The organism is Paenibacillus sp. FSL M7-1046 (genome assembly GCF_038007405.1).
Lineage (GTDB): Bacteria > Bacillota > Bacilli > Paenibacillales > Paenibacillaceae > Paenibacillus_AQ.
The window spans coordinates 7262643-7277012 of the sequence record NZ_JBBOXB010000001.1 but is presented as its reverse complement, the minus strand read 5'-3'; the positions used below and the strand labels follow the sequence as shown (position 1 = coordinate 7277012).

General features: G+C 50.3%; 12 protein-coding genes. All 12 read left to right on the top strand.

The genetic code is table 11. From position 1 onward, the window contains the following. The first annotated feature begins 145 nt into the window (after positions 1 to 145). The 12 genes from NYE29_RS32715 to NYE29_RS32660 all read left to right on the top strand — a co-directional run bounded on the left by NYE29_RS32715 (position 146) and on the right by NYE29_RS32660 (position 14349). The gene (locus tag NYE29_RS32715) at positions 146 to 769 is read left to right on the top strand and encodes a deoxynucleoside kinase (protein ID WP_076112221.1); all 624 of its coding nucleotides are present in this window, start codon (positions 146 to 148) and stop codon (positions 767 to 769) included. Continuing rightward, complete coding sequence (locus tag NYE29_RS32710) at positions 766 to 1419, top strand: deoxynucleoside kinase (protein ID WP_076112223.1); 654 nt, start codon at positions 766 to 768, stop codon at positions 1417 to 1419. The genes NYE29_RS32715 and NYE29_RS32710 overlap by 4 nt, the downstream gene beginning before the upstream one ends. A gap of 181 nt (positions 1420 to 1600) precedes the next feature. Continuing rightward, positions 1601 to 2779: a MalY/PatB family protein gene (locus NYE29_RS32705; protein ID WP_340899264.1), complete on the top strand. Its 1179-nt coding sequence runs from the start codon at positions 1601 to 1603 to the stop codon at positions 2777 to 2779. A gap of 204 nt (positions 2780 to 2983) precedes the next feature. Further along, complete coding sequence (locus tag NYE29_RS32700) at positions 2984 to 3934, top strand: nucleoside hydrolase (RefSeq protein ID WP_076112226.1); 951 nt, start codon at positions 2984 to 2986, stop codon at positions 3932 to 3934. A 110-nt stretch (positions 3935 to 4044) separates the two neighbouring features. Next, the gene (locus tag NYE29_RS32695) at positions 4045 to 5289 is read left to right on the top strand and encodes a stalk domain-containing protein (RefSeq protein ID WP_340899263.1); all 1245 of its coding nucleotides are present in this window, start codon (positions 4045 to 4047) and stop codon (positions 5287 to 5289) included. A gap of 237 nt (positions 5290 to 5526) precedes the next feature. Beyond that, a complete protein-coding gene (locus NYE29_RS32690) occupies positions 5527 to 6480 on the top strand; it encodes a radical SAM protein (RefSeq protein WP_076112229.1) in 954 nt (317 codons plus the stop codon). A 241-nt stretch (positions 6481 to 6721) separates the two neighbouring features. Then, positions 6722 to 7732 (top strand): L-rhamnose/proton symporter RhaT, encoded by a 1011-nt coding sequence (locus NYE29_RS32685; protein WP_076112230.1) that lies wholly within the window; start codon positions 6722 to 6724, stop codon positions 7730 to 7732. Between the two features lie 128 nt (positions 7733 to 7860). Beyond that, on the top strand, positions 7861 to 8886 hold the full coding sequence (locus NYE29_RS32680; protein ID WP_076112232.1) for a bile acid:sodium symporter family protein: 1026 nt from the start codon (positions 7861 to 7863) through the stop codon (positions 8884 to 8886). Between the two features lie 232 nt (positions 8887 to 9118). Next, entirely contained in the window at positions 9119 to 11152 is a 2034-nt protein-coding gene (locus NYE29_RS32675) for a methyl-accepting chemotaxis protein (protein WP_340899261.1), read from the top strand. A gap of 142 nt (positions 11153 to 11294) precedes the next feature. Then, a complete protein-coding gene (locus NYE29_RS32670) occupies positions 11295 to 12644 on the top strand; it encodes a helix-turn-helix transcriptional regulator (protein ID WP_340899259.1) in 1350 nt (449 codons plus the stop codon). Positions 12645 to 12925: 281 nt separating this feature from the next. Continuing rightward, positions 12926 to 13192 (top strand): CD3324 family protein, encoded by a 267-nt coding sequence (locus tag NYE29_RS32665; protein WP_038589454.1) that lies wholly within the window; start codon positions 12926 to 12928, stop codon positions 13190 to 13192. Between the two features lie 137 nt (positions 13193 to 13329). Next, positions 13330 to 14349: a phosphotransferase enzyme family protein gene (locus NYE29_RS32660; protein ID WP_340899257.1), complete on the top strand. Its 1020-nt coding sequence runs from the start codon at positions 13330 to 13332 to the stop codon at positions 14347 to 14349. Positions 14350 to 14370 lie beyond the last annotated feature (21 nt).

Genomic DNA, 14370 nt, shown 5'->3' with positions numbered 1-14370 from the left:
GGAGCAGCGCCTGCAAAAAAAATCACGAATTCATCCGTTCACAGAAAGCTCTCCTGTGATACAATAGCTTAGTCTGTTTTTTAATGGAATAATCACAGCAAGCTGTACCCGGCATTGTCCGTACTTGAGGAGGAAATCAGCGTTAATGAAACATGCACCCTTTATAGCAGTGGAAGGCCCGATCGGAGCCGGTAAAACAACACTTGCCACGATGCTGGCCGGTGAATTGCAGCTTCCGGTCATCAAAGAAATTGTGGATGAGAATCCGTTCCTGGACAAGTTCTATCAAAACATGGACGACTGGAGCTTCCAGCTTGAAATGTTTTTTCTCTGCAACCGGTATAAGCAGCTTGAAGATACCGTGAACGAGTACATCGCTAAGAACAAGCCGGTTATTTCGGATTATCATATTTATAAGAACCTGATCTTTGGCGAGCGGACGCTGAAAGGCACCAAACGTGACAAATACCGCGAAATCTATCATGTGCTGACTGATGATCTGCCGAAACCGGATATCATTCTTTATATCAGAGCGGATCTTGATACGCTGCTTACTAGAATCGCCAAGCGCGGCCGCCCGTTCGAAGAGGAGATTGCTCCTGCTTATCTGCAGCAATTAATAGAGGATTACGACGATGCGATGGCTTCTCTGGCCGTCAGCGAACCGTCAACCGTCATTGTGACCATCGACGGAACCCAGGTAGATTTTGTGGGGAATCAAGAAGACTTTGCCGCAATCGCCGACCACCTAAAGGAGCTTATGAAATGAACCCATACAACATCCCTGATAACGCAATTATCACAGTAGCCGGTACGGTAGGTGTCGGGAAGTCCACACTGACCGGAGCTTTGGCGAAGCGTCTCAATTTTCAGACTTCGCTGGAACAGGTAGACCACAATCCGTATCTGGAGAAGTTCTACCATGATTTTGAACGATGGAGCTTTCATCTGCAAATTTACTTTCTGGCCGAACGCTTCAAGGAGCAGAAGAAAATGTTCGAGCTGGGCGGCGGATTTGTGCAGGACCGTTCCATTTATGAGGACACCGGTATTTTCGCCAAAATGCATGCCGATCAGGGCACGATGTCCAAAACGGACTACGAAACATACACCAGCCTGTACGAGGCTATGGTGATGACGCCCTATTTCCCGCATCCTGATGTGCTGATCTATATTGAAGGCAGCCTGCCGTCGATCCTGACCCGCATCAATGAACGTGGCCGCGAGATGGAAATCCAGACCGATGTCTCCTACTGGGAGCATATGCACGGACGTTATTCGCAGTGGATTGGTGAGTTCAGTGCCTGCCCGGTGCTGCGCCTGAACATTGACGATTATGATGTGAATGATGCGGCTTCGATGGCGGAGATTCTGAAGCAGGTAGGGAAGTCGATCCAGCGGGTTCCGGTGGAGCAGTAGAAGTTGAAGGTCAATCGGAGGAATCCGGTTGGCCTTCTATTTCTCGCTGAAACGGATACCGTCCTTTTGAGGACGGCGAAGCCGTTTCCACTTGTTGGATAGGAATTAATGCGAGAGGTGCCTGAAGATGTCCCCTGTGATACAATAATCTGAAAAGCCATAATGGATGGAGGAACCTCACTTGAAGTATGATTTTGACAAAGTAGTTAACCGCCGCAATACCCGCTCCTACAAATGGGATCAGTCCGAGAAGCTGTTCGGAGACAAGGAGATTCTTCCGCTCTGGGTAGCGGATATGGACTTTGAGAGCCCGCCTGCCGTGAAAGAAGCGATTCTGCGGCGCGTTCAGGAGGGAATATACGGCTATAGCGTGACGAGTGATTCCTATAAAGAGGCGATTGCCGGCTGGTACCGCAGACGCCATGACTGGGAGATTCAAAAGGACTGGATCACGGATTCCCCCGGAATCGTTACCTCGCTCAGCCTGTCGGTGGAGCTGTTCAGCAAGCCGGGAGATCAGGTGATTCTGCAGTCGCCCGTCTACTATCCTTTTTATGATGTGATCCGGATGAATGAGCGCAAGGTGGCCATTAATCCGCTGAAACTCGAAGACGGCCGTTATGTTATGGATTATGTCCAACTGGAAGAGCTGATGGCCGGCGGCGCTAAGCTGCTGCTGCTGTGCAGCCCGCATAATCCGGGAGGCCGGGTGTGGGAGCGGGAAGAACTGCTGCGCCTTGGAGAGTTGTGCCTGCAGTATGGGGTAACGGTGATCTCGGATGAAATCCATTGTGATATGGCTTTGCCGGGCCACAAGCATATTCCGTTCGCTTCCTTGTCGGAGGAGCTGTCGAATATTACACTGACCACGCTGGCAGCTACCAAAACGTTCAATTTGCCGGGCCTGCAGACCTCTTACATCGTAACCTCCAATCCGGAATTGAAGCGGAAATTTGAGTACAAGCTTAAGGCGCTCAGCCTGCACATGTCTCCTTATTTTACACCAGAGGCTGTGGAAGCGGCATATAATGAAGGCGGGGAATGGCTGGATGAACTCATACAGCATGTCAGCGGCAATGCGGAATATGCCATCGGCTACCTCGCGGAGCACCTGCCGCAGGTGAAGCCAATGACGCCAGAGGCCACTTATCTGCTGTGGATCGATTGCCGCGCACTTGGACTGGACGCTGAGGGTCTGAAGAAGCTGATGTACCGTGAAGCCAAAGTGGCATTTAACGAAGGGTCAGTCTTTGGTACGGAGGGACAAGGCCATCTGCGGATTAATCTGGCTTGCCCGCGTTCCATTCTGGCCGAAGCACTGGAGCGTTTCAGTCAGGCTGCAGCACCTTATGTAAAATAAGGGGATTTAAGCTGTTACTCATAAGCCCGACGTATCTCTTTTGAACACTGCCATGTTCAGGGGATACGTCGGGCTTTTTTGCGCCTGCTGATACTCTTTCATTTTACAGTTCCCATTGACCTGTCCTGGCATTGAGCACTTGGGATACCCGTGTTAAGATGAAATCTATGATATGGATACATAATGGGAGTGGAAAAAATAGAGATGAGTAAAACCCGCATAATTATTGATTGTGATACCGGCATTGACGACGCTTTGGCCATATTATATGCCCTGCGGACTCCAGATGTGGTTGTGGAAGGAATCACCACTGTATTCGGCAATATTGATGTCGCTCAGGCGGCAGATAATACTTTGAGGCTGCTGGCCTTGGCCAATCCCGGTTATGAGATTCCCGTAGCCCTTGGCGCGTCCCAAGCGCTCGTCCGCGAGCTGGGCGGCTTCTCGACCCATGTGCACGGTGAGAACGGGATTGGCGGTGTTCAGCTGCCTCCATCGTCTCAGCTGCCGGTGCTGGAAACAGCAGCCGAATTTATAGTCCGCCTGGCGGATGAGAATCCCGGCGAGATTATACTCGTAACGCTGGGGCGGTTGACCAACCTGTCGCTGGCGCTTGATCTGGACCCGGCTCTAACCGGGAAACTCAAGAAAGTAGTCGCCATGGGCGGTACCGTCTTTAAGCCCGGCAATGTTACAGCGGTTGCGGAAGCAAACCTGTGGGGAGATCCGGAAGCGGCCGACCGTGTATTCACCTCCGGGCTTCCCGTGCTGCTGGTCGGGCTGGATGTTACGCTGAAGACGCTCATCACCACAGAGCATCTGGAGCTTCTGAGGCAGTTCGGCAAGGAAGAGAACAAAGCCCTGATTGACTTCATGGACGAATCCTTGAAGTATTATTTTAATTTCTACCGCGAAGCGAATTATCTGATAGGTGGAGCACCGCTGCATGATCCGCTGGCGCTGATGGCCGCGCTGCAGCCGGACCTGCTGACCTGCCGCCAGATGAAGGTCCGCGTGGAGACCCGGGGTGAGCATACCGCCGGAATGGTCGTTGCCGATTTGCGGGCACAGCCCAAAGCGGGTGAATTCATAGAGGTCGCCGTTGATGTGGATGCGGAACGGGCCGTCGGCGTCTTTTTGAGCGCGTTTATGTGATAGTTACAATCTATTAATTTGCTAAAAATAACTATTTTGGTAAAATGGTAGACGGAACTGAACTAGGTTTGAGAGACTTGACATCCTATCATAGAATGGAGATTTTATACATGAAACGCTTAACGAAGCTGCTATTATGTGCAGCAATCTCTGTAAGCAGCTTTGCCGCTTTGCCTGCTCAGCCGACACAGGCTGCCCCGGCGGGCGTCAGCATTATGCTGGACGGATATCCGCTGCCTTTTCCGGTTGAACCTGCGGTGATGAGCGGAACCACGATGGTGCCATTCCGGGCGATCGCGGAAGCTTTGGGAATTCCGGTGGTATGGGACCAGGCCGCAAGTAAAATCACAGCAACCACAAGCGGTGCCGCCGGGACCACTAAGGTTATCCTTACACTCGGCAGCAAAAATGCAGCGGTGAACGGCGCAACCGTGAAGCTGGCTGTAGCTCCGCAAAATATCCGGGGCACCACGATGATCCCGCTCAGCTTCTTTGGCCAGCAATTTGGCGCAGCGGTATCCTGGAATCAGGCGAGCAAGACTGTATCGATCACTTCGCCGAAGAAGGATATGTATACGCTTGGATTTTATGCGCAGGGAGCCTATAGCGAGGTTTCACGTATTCCTGATTTTAGCGCGGTCGCCTTTGGTTGGAGCCGGATCGACCGCAGCGGACAATTCACTACGGCCAGTACGGATTTCTGGTGGCCGAAGGCTGACGGCGATGTGACACCAGAGTCCATCGTCCAGAATGCCGCTGCCGGAGGAACCACGCCTTACCTGATGGTTTATTCCGGGGACAAAGAGCTGGAGCTGACCAAGAATATGGAAGATCTTGAGCTTCAGCAGAAGACGATTACCAGCATTGTTGATTTGGCTTCACAAAAAGGCTTTAAGGGAATCGGGCTTGATCTGGAAGGGCTGGGGATGACTGGCGACAAGAAGCTGGTACAGAGCCAATATAATGTTTTTGTCAAAAAATTATCCGTAATGGCGCGGGCGGCAGGTCTTAAGCTGACCGTTATTCTTCCCCCGCTGAACGGCTCCTACAAAGGGTATGATTATAAGACGCTGGCATCGCTGGCCGATGATTTGGTGATTATGGCTTATGCGTATGAGGATGAGTCAGGTCCGGAGCCGATGAATAAAGTGGATGAAGGCATTCGTCTGGCCCTGCAGCAGGTGGATAAAAGCAAGCTGGTGCTCGGTATCTCGGTATACAGTGAGAATGCAACGTCCGTCAACGCCAAAATTGGACTGGCCAAACGGTATGGCCTCAAAGGTATCGCCATCTGGCGGCTTGGACTGATCGGACAGCCTGTTTGGAATGAGATGAGCAAATCGGTAGAGTTATAGAACGGTAGAGTTGCCGGAAATCATAGATTGGATCTGAAGGTTGAAGATGAATGTATAGTCGGTTTGGAACTAGAGGCTGCCCACCGGGCAGCCTCTTCTTGCGAATTCCAGGGAAGGCAGCAATGCAGATTGTGTTCTTTATACAACAAATATCACATTAACTTGAGCTGCAAACCTTTATAATCTCTAAGGTTGACCCTTGAGCAGGATATCTTATTTTCAGGAGGCTTATCAAACATGAGCATGAAATATAAATCACTGGAGCTGAACAAACCGCTGACGTATGAACTGGAAGGTTTGGAGGTTGGCGTGACCTCGAACTGCAATTTCCGCTGTGATTACTGCTGTGCATATAATAGAAACGACGGACAGAGTATCAATGGCAAGGAGGTTATCAGGATTCTGGAGGAGCTTCCCGGGCTGAAGCGTGTCCGCCTCTCCGGCGGTGAAGTGACCTTGAAGTTTCAGGACTGCGTTGAAATTGTATCCTATTGCGCTTCCCGGGGCATCCAGACCCAATTGAACTCCAACGGCAGTCTGCTGAATGCGGAGCGCATCGAGCAACTGGTGTCTGCCGGGCTGACTACGATACATATCTCGTTCAACTTTACGACAGCAGATGCCTTCTCCCGTTATTACAACATTCATCCAAGCGTCTATGACAAAATCAGAGAGAACATCACGATGTTCGCCAAGACAAGTGTGGACGTCGTGCTGGAAACGCTGCTGTTCAATGAAACACAAGACAATATGAAAGAAATCAGCGATCATGTCTACTCTATGGGTGTTAGAACGCACGAAATTCAGAACAGCATCATCATGGGCCATACCGGCTGGAAAGCCATTGCTGCCCGCGAACAGCTGAAGAATGCCGTGAATGAGCTGATTGAACGCAAAAAAGAAGATACAACGCTCTACTTCACCTGTATGGACCGCTTTATGGAAGCACTTGGTTTCCAGGAGCAGCCTGGGGTATATTTCCCGCATTGCATAGAAGGCAAGAAACAGCTGCACCTGCATGGCAACGGCGATATTCTGATCTCCGAGCTTTGCCACCCGGTAATCATTGGCAACATTTATCAGGGAACCTCGTTGAACGAGCTGTACAGTAACATGCCTGAGCCGCTCTCGCAGTTTCTGGAGAAGCAGCCTTGCCCGGCGCTGGACGCTTTGTTTCCGCAAGGCCTATAGAGAGCTGCGACGAACCGGATTCAGCTTGGAAGAGCCGGTTCGGCAGCTCTGCAGCAGACAGGACCGCGGCATTCCAGCTGCGGTCTATTTTTGTTGCTGGTTTGATAGAGCGGCGTGAGATATTTCTTGTGAATTTCATCCCACAATGAAAACTTTCATGTATAATCATCATCATGTGCACTATTAATGCAGAGATATTCTGCAGCTTAACTACATAGACAAAGTTCGGGAGGATTACAACGTGATTTACGGATTTTTACTACTGCTGTTGGCTTGTTTTTTCCAGGGCAGCTTTGGACTCGGCATGAAGAAATATCAGCCGTTCTCCTGGGAGGCCTTCTGGACGATCTTCTCTCTGGTAGGGATTCTGATCATTCCGGTGGTCTGGACATGGATCGAGGTGCCTAACTTCTTCAGCTACATCCGGCAGACCTCCCCTGATGTGCTGTGGACCGCTTCTTTTTGCGGTTTTCTGTGGGGGATCAGCTCCATAATGTTCGGCAAAGCGATTGACTCCATCGGGGTTTCGCTCACTTACGGGGTAAACATGGGCATATCGGCTTCCCTGGGCTCATTAATTCCGCTGTTTATCTTTGGAAATATACCTGCTGCGGGTTCCTTCACCGTGCTTCTGATCGGTGCGGCGATTATGCTGGGCGGGGTTGCAGTCATTACTAAGGCGGGTCTGCTCAAGGAAAAGCTGATTACCGCTTCCGGTCAAGGGACAAGCTCCGGCAGCAGCCTTACCAGAGGATTGATTATAGCTTCGGTTGCCGGTCTGGGTTCGGCAGCGATGAATATCGGCTTCTCCTATGCGAATCAGGCTGTGGATATTGCCGTTGCTGACGGAACGGCCAAGATCAGCGCCAGCCTTATTTCCTGGGTAATTACGTTGTCCGGTGGTTTTGTTGCCAACTTCGCCTATGCGCTCATCCTGCTGATCAAAAACGGCACTTACAGGGATTATGTCGCTAAGGGGGCAGGCAGCGCCTATGTCAAAGCTTTGGCTACCGCATTAGTCTGGTTTCTGGCACTTGGCTTTTATGCCAAAGCGACAGCTTTGCTGGGACCGCTTGGCTCCGTGGTCGGCTGGCTCGCCTTTAACGGCTTGTCCTTAATTATCAGTAATGCCTGGGGTCTCAGAGACGGGGAGTGGAAAGGGTTTGCAGCTCCCAAGAAACTGCTGTTATGGGGCAATGTAATCCTGATTCTATCCTGGATTGTCGTGGGGATTGCGAACAGCATGGCGTAGTTTTCTGCAAATTGCCATGATTAACAGACAGAGAAATCATGAGAATCTGTTAAGATTTCAATAGAGTCTGCAATGTGAAATCTATGGAGAAGGCTTGTATGCCGCTGCATACATGAAGGTAGAAGAACATGCTCAATGAAATAAGGAATGGATTGCTGCGTTCCAATACGCTGCTGGAAAAAATAATGCCGCTGCTGACACCGGCTGCTATCGCGTTTGGCGTTCTGAACGAGAGCAGGCTGCTGCCTTTTACCTGGCTGGTGCCGTGGATATTTGCCTTCATGACACTGATTGGCAGTCTCAAGTCTAATTTTCGCGATTTGCTGGCCGTACTGCTCAAACCGCAGAAGCTGATTATTCTGATGGTCATTCTGCATGTGGTCATGCCGCTGATCGGCTGGGTTGCGGCGAAGGCTTTTTTTCCGGGCGATCCCTATACGGTTACGGGTTATGTACTGTTGTTCGCTATTCCGACTGGAGTCGTCAGCGTGGTCTGGGTATCCATGCACGGCGGCAATGTGGCACTTACACTGGCGCTGATTCTCATTGATACCTTGCTGTCACCGCTGATCGTACCGGGTACACTGCATCTGCTAATGGGGGCAAGCGTGGAAATCCAGCTCGGGGAAATGATGAAGGGACTGCTGTGGATGGTCGTATTGCCTTCTCTGGCGGGGATGCTGCTGAATCAATGGACAAAGGGAACGGCCGGCAAAGTGTACGGTCCGCCGCTGGCTCCATTTGTCAAAGTGGGGCTTTTTATCGTCGTATCGATTAACGGCGCAAGTATTGCCCGGTATTTAAAGCATCCGGACGGCAAACTCGCGCTGATCCTGTTCGTCACCTTTGGAACGGTTGTGCTTGGGTATGTGATTGGAGCCTTGGTGTCACGCCGACTTCACTGGGATTACGAAAATTCGGTGGCCGTGCAGTTTAACTCCGGGATGCGCAACCTGAGCGCGGGGGCTGTGCTGGCGGTGAAATATTTCCCTCCCGCTGTGGCGCTCCCGGTCATTTCCGGGATGCTCTTCCAGCAGATTCTGGCCGCATGCTCAGGATTTGTAATCCGCAGCAGGATGAGACGCATGCAATCCGAAAATGCTGTAGCACAGTCAACCTCAACATCTCCAACGGAAACGACGATCTCCTCATAGAAGCATTATAACGATAAGCAGGCGGAATAACTTTCCGGCCTGCTTTTTTTTGAGTAGCAATAAAAAAGATACTAAAAAACTATTTTTTCGACGAAATACGCTATTATTTTCTGAAATTCTACATCTAATCTTCACTGTTTTCTTAGGGAGACCGATAATAAGTGTAACAAATTACATAGAAATAGGAATATAACCAGGACTATAAGACCAGTATGAAAGGACGTAGAAATTAATGAGAATTCGTATGAAGCTGTCAGTTATGATGATTGCCGTTACCCTGCTTTCTACTGTAATCATGGGGGCTTTCACGTATAACAAATCCACTAACACCATTCTGGGCCTTACCGAATCTGCAATGAAGCAAGTCAACACCAATAAAGCGGAGACCATAGCGGCTATGATTGATAAAGAGAAACGCAGTATGGCTCTGGTGGCCGGACAGACCGAAATTATTGAACTGCTGCAACAAAACAAAACCGGCGGCATAGCAGATGGAGATGCGCTGCAGGCCGAAGTGAACACCAAGCTGCAAGGGATCGTGAAGGATGCCGGCAATCTTGAGCATATATTTGTATCCGATATGAAAGGGATTGCGGTAGCAGATAGCGACACGGCGCTGGTGGGTACGGATTTCAGCGAAAGAAGTTATGCAAAGCGCGTGATTGAGACCGGCGCCCCCGTCATCAGTGAAACTTTGAAATCAAAAGCCACCGGGGCTTACGTTGTAGCGTTTGTGCAACCGGTGACCAGCGGCGGCCAAATGATCGGCTTTGTCGCCTCGGCTGTCAATGCGAACAGTATTATCAAATACTTGTCCGGTGCCAATGTGGCAAATGCGCCTTCCTCGTACGCCTATCTGGTAGATGAGACCGGAAATATGCTGTATCATCCCGATGAGACGAAGATTGGATTGCCTGTCGAGAATGATCAGATCAAGGCTGTTGTGGAACGTGTGAAAGCCGGAGAGAAGGTTGAAGACGGCAAAGTGCAGTACAGCATAGGTGACGCGGAGAAAAAAGCTGCTTATACCGTCATTCCCGAAACGAACTGGACACTGGTGCTGACTGGTGATGTCGGGGAGGTCATGCAGCCTGTAGACAATATGACGCATTATATTATCCTGCTGGGTCTGGGGAGTCTGCTGCTGACTCTGATCATTGGACTGCTTGTCGCCGGCAGAATTTCTTCCCCGATCATAAAGCTGACAGAGATGATTAACCAGACCGCTAAGCTGGAACTCAAATACGATGCGCAGTATGAGTATCTGTTGAAGAACAAAGATGAAACTGGAATCATTGCCAAAGCCATGTTCCATACCCGCGCTGTGCTCCGGGAAATGGCTGAAAGCCTGATCACCATCTCCACGAAGGTGCTGGACAATGCGGAAACGCTGGAGAAGCTGTCCATTGATGTCAGAGAGAATGCGCATGACAATTCAGCCACGACGGAGCAGCTGTCGGCAGGTATGGAAGAGACGGCAGCTTCAACAGAAGAGATGACAGCAGCGATTCATGAAATCGAGAACAATGTCCGAATGATCTCCGGAAAGGTCAAGGAAGGGACGGAAGTGACCAGCCAAATTATCGAGCGGGCACTGGAGCTGCAGCATGACGCCGTGCAGTCTACGGACAATGCCAAACGGATTTACGAATCGGTGCGTATCGAAATGGAGAAGGCGATTGAGCAGTCCGGCGCGATCAATGAAATCAATCTCCTGGCAGATACCATTCTGTCGATTACCAGCCAGACCAATCTGCTCGCCTTAAATGCGGCGATTGAAGCTGCCCGCGCGGGTGAAGCAGGGCGGGGATTTGCGGTAGTTGCGGGAGAAATCCGCAAGCTGGCTGAGAAATCCTCCGAAACGGCAGCGGGAATTCAGGATGTCGTCAAGAATGTATACTCTTCTGTAGAGCAGATGAAAGAGAATTCCGAAGCCATGCTTACGTTTATTGACCATAATGTGCTGGGTGATTATGAGCGCCTGACAGAGGTCAGCGAGCAGTACAACAGTGACGCCTCCATCATCAACACGCTCATGAACCAGTTCGAGGAGTCAGCAGATCACTTGGACCAGACGGTATCAAGCATCGCGATTGCGGTTAATGAGGTGGCAGCTACTGTCAACGAGGGTGCAATCGGCGTGCAGGATATCGCCGAGAAGACGGCGGATATTGTAGAGAAGACATTCCATGAGGCGACGATGGCCGATGAAAACACGCAAAGTGCCAAAGCGCTTCAGGGACTGGTGGAGAAATTTAAAATATAAAGCTATAACTTAGACCCCGCCGCACACTGGCGGGGTTCTTTTTTTTTGTTCATCATCATTACATCTATTGATAGGTTCATCCTTTTTTGGACCATACTATGGATAGGGTACAGCAGAGCAGCCGCTGATATGGGGGGATGTAATGATTAAGATAACGCTCGGAGACGAAGAGAAGGGATACAGCTATAATCAAGCAGAGTTGAATGGGGATGGCGTAAGATTAGCGTTTCCCCTGTTAACCGTTAATGATAGAGAAACACGCAGGCTGGATCAGCTCCGGCTTATGCAGGAGAGCTTTCTGCTGCAGCTGGTCCGGGAAGAGTGGTTCAGTCCGGAGAAGATTAAACAACGGCTGCGGCAGCTTCAGCTCCATCCGCTGGCCGATGAGGGAGTGAAGCTGCAATTTGCAGCCGTAGAGCTGCAGATTCCGGCAGGAGAAATCGGAGAGCCACGGAAGCGCCGAAATCAGCTTTATAAGGATTTCCAGCAGATATGCCGCAGGACGGCTGCAGGGTGGAAGGGCGTATATCCGTTCTGCGATGCCGGAAGCATTAGCCCGGTAATGTATTTCTTGATTGTCATGAAAGACAATGCGTCACATAAGAATGAAAGAGCTGAGCACTTCGCCAGAGAGCTTGAGCAGAATGTCGAGAGCAGATTGAGGCTGGGGCTTGCCGCAGGAATCGGTGCAGAGTACAAAGGACTGAAGCGGCTAAAGAATGGCTATGCCTCATGTTTACTGGCTTTAAACGGGAGCCGGAGTGCTATTCCCGGCAGCGGCACAGGGCTGGTTCTCCAGAGCCGTGCCAGTGACCGGTTGACTGCATTCAGTCAGGCGACGGAACAGAGGCTGACGTTGAGTCTAGAACAGCCAGCAAGTGCTGCTTTCCGCCTGGAGCTGGATTCGTTGTTCACTCTGGAGGACGATGCGGCTTCTCAACTGGAGGTTTGCCGCTTTTTGGCGCAGCGTACGCTGCTGATTCTAGGTGGAGCTGCGGGGAAATTTGAATACGGCGGCACTGCACTCCAAAAATATTTATGGAACAGCCAAATGACCCTTGCCGCCTGCACATCGAGTGAACATGCAAAGGAATTGCTGCAGGAACTGGGACAGCTAGTCATGGCGGAAGTGAGCAGGACGCAGGCACCCGGTGGAAGAGAGCTGGCCGAGGCTATCAGGAAATACGTGAAAGAACATTTTGCCTGCGACCTGAAAGCTCCATCTCTCGCAGCGTTATTTCATGTATCTGAGGCCGAGCTCAGCCGGTTATTCAAAATGCATGTTGGCATTCCTTTGAATGACTATGTCACTAAATTGAGAATGGCCCAGGCTGAGCAGCAGCTGCAGGAAAATGCACTGAAATGCTCTGAGATCGCAATGCTGGCAGGTTATTCCGTGACAGACGAATTTATAAGCGCCTTCAAGAAGTACAGCGGCAGAAATCCCAAGGACTACCGGGAGTGGTACTTGAAGAGACAGATGAAGGTATAATAAGGCTTTCTTCAAAAAGGGGGTGAAGGCCTGCGTCTTCATCTTCAAGTCATTTTATGGTAAATTAAATGTAAGCATTGCCGGATTTGAGCGGAAGGGAGACAGGACCATGACAAGTTTCGGCACACAGCTCTATGCAAAGTCTATAGATTAACAACCGCGGTTGTTTGTATAGAGCTGTAAGCAGATTACCGCATAAGTTATCTTGTAGAAGATAATGGTTTCTCCTATAGACTTTGCTCCCTTAAAACGTTTACTAATTTTAAGGAGCGGGCTATAAAATGAAATATGTTAACGCAGATGTGATTCTGCCGGAAGTATTGCTGAAGGAAATTCAGAAATATATCCACGGTGGAATGCTCTATATTCCGAAGCCTGAAGGCGTGCGGAAGAAATGGGGCGAGAATTCGGGCAGCCGAATGTATCTGACAGCGAGAAACAATGAAATCAGGGAGCAGCATGCCGGCGGAGCTACCGCCCGTGAACTTTCTGAGCAATTTTGTCTGTCATATGACAGCATCAAAAAAATTATCTACTGCAAAAAATAGATTTACAAAAGCCGTATGGGATGAACATTCCAATGCGGTTTTTTTGTGCAATAATCTCTTTAGAAGAGTTGTCTATCTATTTGCAAAGCGGCGCTGCCATTATAATAAACGGACATATTCGTTAAGGAGGAAGCAGAATGTTGGAGGCTTTTCGCTGTGATACGGATGAGGATAGACGGCTTCTATTGAAGCAGGCAAGGAGTATCGCGATGTGGGCGCTGCCGCAGTATGGGCTGGATTGGACCACAATTTCGTATATCGGCCTGTCCGATAACATCACTTATAAGATCGAGACGGCAAGCAGCGGAAGCTATTTGCTGCGGATGCACGGGCGATGGATGAGCTATGCAGAGATTCAGTCGGAGCTGATGCTGCTTCAGGCGCTGAACCGGGTGGAAGGACTGACGATGCCGGAAGGGGTGGCCAATACAGCAGGCACTTATATCCTCAAGGCAGATTCCGCGGAGGATCCCTCTTCCTTGTGGGTTACAGTTACCCGCTGGGTCGAAGGGGAGCATGCGGGCGCGCACATGACGGATCAGAGAATGTTCGATATGGGAGCAATGATGGGAGCCTTGCACATAGCGGCTGCCGGATTCGCTCCTCCGGCTGGGTTTATCCGCCCTGTATGGGGGGAGCAGAGCTTTAAGTGTGAGATGGATAAGCTGGGACGTTATTACAGCGGATTTGTATCCGAAACGGGATGGAAGACTTATCAGTTAGCTGCTGCAAAAATCCTCTCCGAACTGGAGGGCATGGAGGCAAACGAAGATCAATATGGACTGATTCATGGAGATCTGCATAGCGGAAACGTTGTGTTTGCCGGGGAGCAGCCCTATCCGATAGATTTTGGAAGATGCGGCTACGGGTATTATCTCTATGATCTGGCTGCCGCATTATTGGAGCTTTCCCCTGGGCAGCGCAAGCGGTTTATTGAAGGCTATGCTAGCCGGAAGAAGCTGGAAAGCGGATATGTGCGTAGACTGGAATGTTTTTTTATTATGATTATGATCGCAAATTACAGTCATCATGCCTCGAACCCGGCGGAAGTCCCCGGACTGCGGGAGCAGCAGCCTTATTCCCAGGCGTATCTCAGGGAATATTTAAAGAGCGCTCCCTTTTTGTTCGAGGTAATTGAGCCCGAGGAAGTAGAATAATCTGCCGGAATATTGCTGGTC